The following is a 6,606-nucleotide window of genomic DNA, read 5'->3' as shown; positions in this document are numbered from 1 at the left end:
GGAGGCAAAGGCTCCGCCTCTGCACACCACTCAAGGGGCTCGCCCCTTGAGAATCCCGTTCCTTTAAAAGACCTTTTTTAGCTCTATTCCCCAAACCCAAGAAATTGGATTGCTAAGGGCCAAGGCCCTTAGCTGGGGTTGTTAGGGGCGTCGCCCCTAACTTCACACTCTACGGCAGCAGCACCGTAGCCCCCGTCGTGCGGCGGCTAGCCATCGCAATTTGGGCGTCGGCGGCGTCTTTGAGGGCGAAGGTTTGATTCACGTGAATTTTGACCTTGCCCGACAGAATCACGTCGAACAGATCCTTGGCATTCGCCAGCAGGTCGTCGCGGGTAGCGATGTAATGGCCGAGGGTTGGGCGCGTTAGAAACAGCGAGCCCTTGGCCGCAAGAGTGAGCGGTGCTATGGCGGGCACCGGGCCAGAAGAATTGCCAAACGTGACCATCATGCCGCGCGGGGCGAGGGAATCGAGCGAGCCGTCCCAGGTATCCTTGCCGACCGAATCATAGACGACATCGACGCCGCGCCCGCCGGTAATCTCCTTCACCTTGGCCGCGATATCATCCTGCCCGCTGACCAGCACGTGATCGCACCCCAAGGATTTGGCGAGATCAACCTTCCCGGCGGAAACGGTGCCGATCACGGTTGCGCCCAGGTGCTTTGCCCATTGCACGGCAATCTGGCCAACCCCGCCCGCTGCGGCATGGTACAGCACCGTATGGCCCGGCTTCAGAGGGAAAGTTTCTTTAATGAGGTAGCGCGCGGTCATCCCGCCGAGCATCGCAGCGGCGGCGATTTGGTCGCTGATGCCATCGGGCAGGGGCACGAGCCGGTTAGCGGGGTAGAGGCGCTTCTCGGCGTAAGCCCCTGAAGGGCCGCTGGCATAGGCCACCCGGTCGCCCACTTTCACATCGGTCACGCCGGGGCCGATGGCTTCCACCACCCCCGCGCCTTCCTGGCCCAGAACGAGCGGCAGCGGCAGCGGGTAAAGGCCCGTGCGCTGGTAGATTTCGATGAAATTCAGGCCAACGGCGGTTTGCCGAATCAGCGCTTCGCCGGGGCCGGGGGCGGGAAGATCGATTTCTTCCCATTTCAGCACTTCCGGGCCGCCGAACTCATACAGGCGGATGGCGTGGGTTTTGGTCATAGGAAGCTCCACTTAAGCTGCGAGCGCGGCGTGCAAGAAATCGGCGGTGCGGGTATTGGCGAGGTTCGCGGCATCGGCGCTGTAATGCTCGCCGCCGACGCGGGCGAAGGCGTGATCTTGGCCTGCGTAGACATGGGCCGTGATGCCCGGCCTTCCCGCCCAAGCCGCCAAAACCTCGTCGCGCTCGGCAGCAGGAACGAATTTATCCAGCTCGGCGATATGGGCGAGCAAGGGAACCTCGATCTTATCGAACTCCGGCACCAGGGCCGCGAGGCCAATACCGTAATAGGAAACCGAGGCGTCGATATCCGTGCCGATAACGCTCATCACCGCCAAGCGCCCGCCGAGGCAATAGCCGACCGCGCCAACTTTGCCGACGCCGAGGCCGCGCAAATGGGTAATCGTCGCCTGAATATCGGCAACACCCTTGGCTTGATCGAAGCCGTTCAGCAGCGCGAAGGCCTTTTGCCAGTCGGCTTCGGACTTATCGGTAATATCAACGCCCGGCTCCTGCCGCCAAAACAAATCCGGCACCAGCACGTGATAGCCTTGAGCCGCAAAATCGGCGGCCAGATCGCGCATCACCTGATTGACGCCGAAAATCTCCTGGATCAGCACCAGGCCCGCTTTCGGCGTGCCCTCCGGCTTTACTTCATAGGCGCTGAACGTTTCGCCCGCAGGCGTGGTGATGGTAACGGTGCCCGGCATTGGTTTCTTCCCCGAAAGATTGCGCTGCGGCCATTGGACCGATAGTCTCAACGCCGCGCAAGACTTGAAATTTAACAGGGTTAACCTGGGTACTGAACGGCCCGAATCAACCCCCAATACCGAGAGAGCAATGCCCCGTTTAGCCACCGATCCCGGGCTCTATTTCGAAGCCCATTTCTTTATGTGTACCAACCGCCGCCCCGATGGCCACCCGCGCGGCTCCTGCGCCGCCTCGGGCTCGGAAAAGCTGCGCGATTACGCGAAAGCCCGCGCCAAGGAACTCGGCATCAAGGGCATTCGCGTGAACGGCGCCGCTTGCCTGGACCGTTGCGAGTTCGGCCCAACCCTCGTGATCTATCCCGAAGGCATTTGGTATCAGGCCCGCACCGTCGCCGATATCGATGAGATTCTGGAAACCCACCTGCGCCAGGGCGGGCGCGTCGAGCGGTTGATGATCGCGCCGGATCAGAAGATCCCAGAAAAAAGTTTAAGGCCGTGGCCGACACGATCATCGCCATCGCCACCGCACCGGGCCGCGCCGGAGTGGCCGTACTGCGCGCCTCCGGCCCGCAGGCGGGGGCTTTGGCCGAGGCTTTGACGCGCAAACCGCTGCCGCCCGCCCGCAAAGCCAAGCTCACCGACTTCGTCGATCCCGCCGATGGCGCTTTGCTCGATAAAAGGCCTGCTGCTCTGGTTTCCCGCGCCGGCAGTTTTTACCGGCGAGGATGTGGCCGAGTTCCAAGGGCACGGCAGCCGGGCGGTTTTGGCGGCACTGCTCGCCGCCGCCTGCCGCGTGCCGGGTGTGCGCCCTCGCCGAGCCGGGGGAGTTCACCCGCCGCGCTTTCGATAACGGCAAGCTCGACCTGACCGAAGTGGAAGGGCTCGCCGATCTGATCGACGCCGAAACCGAGGCCCAACGCCGCCAGGCCGTGCGCCAGTTGGATGGGGCCTTGGGCGCGCTCGTTACCGGCTGGCAAGTGCGGTTGATGCGGGCGCTCGCCCATTGCGAAGCCACCATCGATTTCGTCGAGGAAGAGGATGTACCCGCCGATCTTCTCGCCGCGACCCGGCCCGATCTGGCCGCCATGCTCGGCGAGATGCAAATCCATCTCGCCGATGGGCGGGGCGAGCGATTGCGCCAGGGCCTTAGCATTGTCATTCTCGGCCCGCCGAACGCGGGCAAATCGAGCCTGCTCAATGCCCTGGCCGGGCGCGACGCCGCCATCGTGTCCGACCGGGCGGGCACGACGCGTGATGTGATCGAGCTACAGTTGGACCTGGGCGGTTATCCCGTCACCCTGGTCGATACCGCCGGACTGCGGGAGACCGACGATCCGATTGAAGCCGAAGGCATCCGCCGTGCCCGCGCCCGCGCCGATCAAGCCGATCTCGCGCTGGTGCTACTCGATCAGGCCGATTGGCCCGAGGTTCCGGCGGAACTCGCGCCGTGGCTCGCGCGGGAAGAAACCATCCGTCTGCTGACCAAGTGCGACGCGGGGCAGGGGGCTTCGTCGGCGGCGGTCGCGGCGGGTTGGCAGCCGCTGTCGGTGCGCGATGGGGGCGGGTTCGACGGGCTGTTGGGGCTGCTGACGGACCGCGCCGCAGCGCTACTCTCGACCGGGGCCGATCCGCTGCTAACGCGCAGCCGTCACCGCGCGGCGCTCGCGGAGACCTGCGACGCGCTCCAGCGGGCGCGTCGGTGGGGAGGTGCCGGAGTTGATTACCGAGGATGTCCGCTTGGCCCTGCGCGGGCTCGGGCGGATCGTCGGGCGCGTCGATGTCGAGGACATTCTCGGACTTATTTTCGCCGAGTTCTGTATCGGCAAGTGATGTTTCACGTGAAACACGGAACGGAAAAAGGGGCGCAGCCTGCGCCGCGCCCCTTCCCGTGCCTCTGCGATAAGCAGGTTTAGTTCGTCGTGGTTTTCGGGGCCGGGGCGGGAGCCGCGCCCTGGATGACCGTATCATCGGTCTTCTTCGCGTCTGTCTTTACGTCGGCTTTCACATCGGCCTTGCCGACTTCCGGGGTGACCGGCTTCACGGTCGGCGCAACCGCTTTGGTGTCCGGGCTCGTCGTCGGAGCCGCCGCTTGAACGGGGGCCTGAACCTTCGGGGCCTGCTGGGTCACACCGGCAGCCGGGGCCTGGGTGGTGGTCGCGGCAGCCGAAGCCTTCACGGGAGCAACCGGGGCGGTCGCGGGGGCCGTCGTCGCACCCGACGCGAGGGCCATGCCCGACACAGAGAGAACCAGAGCAGCAAAACCAGCAGCAATCTTCGTCATGATGCGTTCCTTACTTGGATCAGGCAAGTCATTGAGGTTTTTCTTTCGGAAGTTTCGGTCGTTTTTCGCCGTCTTCCGTGCCACTAGACTTAAGCCCAGAACCGCATCAAATCAAATTACAACGGGCAGAGCTTCCGTTTAGCTCCCCGTAACCTTGTGGCGCGATTAAGGCAGCGCAACCTTGGCAGCCTCAATGAACCGGCGCACGCGCTCGGGGTCTTTCACACCCGACTGCGTGCCGCCCTCGGTCAGCACCTCCGTGCCGCTCGCCACATCGACCGCATAGGGCCGCACCCGGCGCACGGCCTCGGCTACCGTTTCCGGCGTCAGCGCCCGCGAGAATGAGACGCCCGGTGGCCGCCAACGCCTCAACCGTCGCCCCATCCGCCACCACGCCCGACCCGCCGTAATGCCCGGCAGCCGCGCCATCGGCCAGAAACGCTACCGCGTCCCACGCATCCAACTCAGCGGCTAACGGCGGCGCGCGAAAGGCCTTGATGATCGGCATCGGTAAATTGCGATACGCCTCCGGCGTCTCATCGCCATGAAGCTGCACCGCGCTCACCCCCGTCTGATGCCACACGGCAACAATCTCCGCCGGGGTCGCATTCACCGTCACCGCTACCGTCTGCACAAACGGCGGCAACTCCCGCCGCAACCGCGCCAGATCGGACACGCTGATAAAGCGCTTCGAGCCCGGCCACACGATGAACCCCAGAGCATCCGCCCCCGACGCCGCCGCGTGCAGCGCATCGCCTAAGCGCGTGAGGCCGCAGATTTTGACGCGCACCATGATTATTCCTTTCGGAAGGTTAGGGGTTTCACCCCTAAACAACCCCAACTAAGGGCCTTGGCCCTTAGTAATCCCATTTCTTATTCAAGAAAAATGGGCGGAGAGGCTCAAAACAGTAAATGGGATTCTCAAAGGGGCAAGCCCCTTGAGCGGGGGCGTCGGGGGCAGAGCCCCTGACAGACTATTGCCCCAACAGATACCGCAACTGCGCCCCCGGCTCCGGCGCGCGCATCAGGGCCGAGCCGACGAGGACGGCCTGGGCGTCGATGCTGCGCATGCGGGCGAAATCTTCGGGGGTTTCGAGGCCGCTTTCCGCGACGAAGCCGATACCGGGCGGCACCCTCGGACGCAGGCGCTCGGCATTGGCGAGGTCGATGATGAAGGTGGTGAGGTCGCGGTTGTTGACGCCGATCAACTCGGCCCCGGCCTTCAGGGCGATGTCCATTTCGGCCTCGTCATGAACTTCGACCAGGGCATCGAGCCCATAGGATCGGGCTTGGGCGAGATAGTCGGCGGTGGATTCGCCCAGCACGGCGACGATGAGCAGGCAGGCGTCGGCCATCAGGCGGGTTTCGGCAACCTGCCAGGGATCGACGATGAAATCTTTGCGCAGCACCGGGATCGTCACCTGCGCCCGCGCCGCTTGCAGTTCGGCATCGACGCCGTGGAACCAGTGGGGCTCCGTGAGGATCGAGAGAGCGGAGGCACCAGCGGCCTCGTAGGAGAGGGCAATCGCCACCGGGTCGCTGTCGGCGCGGATGGTTCCGGCAGACGGGGAGGCGCGCTTGATTTCGGCGATCACGCGCAGCGCCCCCGGTTCGGTGACGGCGCGGGTGAAACCGCGCGTCGGCGGCAGGTTAGCGATCTCGCGTTCAATGTCGGAAAGGGAGCGCTGGGCCTTGCCCGCCACAACATCCTCGGCGCGACGGTCGCAGATCGGCTTCAGGCGGTTGGAGAGAATCGTCATGTTATGCCTCGTTCTTCAGGGCACGCAGCCCGTCCAGCTTCGCCAGCGCCGCGCCGGAGGCAATCGCCGCTTGCGCCAGCGCCACCCCGCTCTTGAAATCCTCGGCGAGATCGGCGGCAACCAGGGCAGCCGACGCATTCATCAGCACTGTCTGACGGCCCGGATGATCCTCGCCGCGCAGAATGGTGAGCAGCGCCACGGCATTCTCCTGGGGGCTGCCGCCTTTGATGACCGTCAGCGGTTGCTCATCGAAGCCGAAATCGGCGGGGGTCACGGTAAACTCTTCAATGGCGCCGTTCCGCAAGGAAGCGACGAAGGTCTTGCCCTGGGGGGAGACTTCATCGAGCCCGACTTCCGCCGAAATCACCAGCGCGCGTTCGCAGTCGAGCCCGGCCAGCGCTTCCGCCATGATGCGCAATTTCGACGGATGATAGACGCCGACACATTGCTTGCGCACATGGGCGGGGTTGGTCAGCGGCCCCAGCAGATTAAACAAGGTGCGGATGCCCAAGGCCCGGCGGATCGTCGCCACCGCTTTGGTGGCCGGGTGATAGAGCGGGGCAAACAGAAAGCCGATACCGATGGTCTCGATGCCGCGCGCCGTGGCTTCGATGGAGAGATCGACCGGCACACCCAGGGCTTCGAGCACGTCGGAACTACCGCTTTTCGATGATACCGCGCGATTGCCGTGCTTGGCCACACTCGCGCCC

Annotated in this window: 7 protein-coding genes and 1 pseudogene; 2 read left to right on the top strand and 6 right to left on the bottom strand. The window is 64.4% G+C overall.

Going from position 1 to position 6,606, the window contains the following annotated elements; genetic code table 11:
- Window positions 1–169: 169 nt before the first annotated feature.
- Window positions 170–1,147, bottom strand: coding sequence for a quinone oxidoreductase family protein (locus VZ95_RS05300; protein WP_045774940.1), 978 nt, complete (start codon window positions 1,145–1,147; stop codon window positions 170–172).
- A 12-nt stretch (window positions 1,148–1,159) separates the two neighbouring features.
- The gene (locus VZ95_RS05295; RefSeq protein WP_045774939.1) at window positions 1,160–1,855 is read right to left on the bottom strand and encodes a dienelactone hydrolase family protein; all 696 of its coding nucleotides are present in this window, start codon (window positions 1,853–1,855) and stop codon (window positions 1,160–1,162) included.
- A 130-nt stretch (window positions 1,856–1,985) separates the two neighbouring features.
- Here VZ95_RS05295 and VZ95_RS05290 point away from each other — a divergent pair, with 130 nt between their 5' ends.
- The gene (locus VZ95_RS05290; RefSeq protein ID WP_232302486.1) at window positions 1,986–2,453 is read left to right on the top strand and encodes a (2Fe-2S) ferredoxin domain-containing protein; all 468 of its coding nucleotides are present in this window, start codon (window positions 1,986–1,988) and stop codon (window positions 2,451–2,453) included.
- Window positions 2,351–3,685, top strand: a pseudogene (gene mnmE / locus VZ95_RS05285) (tRNA uridine-5-carboxymethylaminomethyl(34) synthesis GTPase MnmE). Before VZ95_RS05290 ends, mnmE begins: the two are co-directional and overlap by 103 nt.
- Before the next feature lie 79 nt (window positions 3,686–3,764).
- Here the strand turns inward: mnmE and VZ95_RS21645 are convergent.
- The 4 genes from VZ95_RS21645 to trpD form a co-directional block, all read right to left on the bottom strand.
- Window positions 3,765–4,136 (bottom strand): superantigen-like protein SSL4, encoded by a 372-nt coding sequence (locus tag VZ95_RS21645; protein WP_052711508.1) that lies wholly within the window; start codon window positions 4,134–4,136, stop codon window positions 3,765–3,767.
- A gap of 190 nt (window positions 4,137–4,326) precedes the next feature.
- Entirely contained in the window at window positions 4,327–4,929 is a 603-nt protein-coding gene (locus VZ95_RS05275; RefSeq protein WP_052711507.1) for a phosphoribosylanthranilate isomerase, read from the bottom strand.
- A gap of 181 nt (window positions 4,930–5,110) precedes the next feature.
- Complete coding sequence (trpC, locus tag VZ95_RS05270; RefSeq protein ID WP_045774938.1) at window positions 5,111–5,896, bottom strand: indole-3-glycerol phosphate synthase TrpC; 786 nt, start codon at window positions 5,894–5,896, stop codon at window positions 5,111–5,113.
- 1 nt (window position 5,897) lies between these two features.
- A partial coding sequence (gene trpD / locus VZ95_RS05265) for an anthranilate phosphoribosyltransferase (RefSeq protein WP_045774937.1) occupies window positions 5,898–6,606 on the bottom strand: 709 nt, incomplete at its 5' end.

It is taken from the genome of Elstera litoralis, from assembly GCF_000963705.1.
GTDB classification, from domain to species: Bacteria; Pseudomonadota; Alphaproteobacteria; order Elsterales; family Elsteraceae; genus Elstera; species Elstera litoralis.
Note: the sequence above shows the minus strand (reverse complement) of the source record. Positions and strands in the feature narration are given on the sequence as shown.